At 67.8% G+C, this 273-nt stretch carries 1 protein-coding gene; it reads right to left on the bottom strand.

Features of this window, described 5'->3' with window-relative positions; all coding sequences use genetic code 11:
• On the bottom strand, window positions 1-273 hold a 273-nt coding region (locus AAEY78_RS13060; RefSeq protein ID WP_352339737.1), incomplete at both ends, for a mechanosensitive ion channel family protein.

Below are 273 nucleotides of genomic sequence, written 5' to 3'. Positions count from 1 at the left end.
GGGTCCTGCAGCACGTCGGGATCGGCCACGGCCAGCGCACGCAGCGCAGCGAGCGCGCGATCGATATCGTCATGCACGGACACTTCCACTTCGAGATCGAGGCGGCGCGTCGGGTTGCGCGTGTAGTTGCGGATCGAGCTGCCCCACAGCGCGCTGTTCGGCACGTACTCGCAGATGCCGTCCGGCTTCGTCAGGCGCGTCATGAAGAGCCCGACCTCTTCGACGGTGCCCGCGACGCCCGTGCCGCCGTCGATGTAGTCGCCGACCTTGAAC

The sequence above is a fragment of the Psychrobacter sp. 16-MNA-CIBAN-0192 genome, assembly GCF_040309565.1.
Classification (GTDB): Bacteria; Pseudomonadota; Gammaproteobacteria; order Pseudomonadales; family Moraxellaceae; genus Psychrobacter.
Note: the sequence above shows the minus strand (reverse complement) of the source record. Positions and strands in the feature narration are given on the sequence as shown.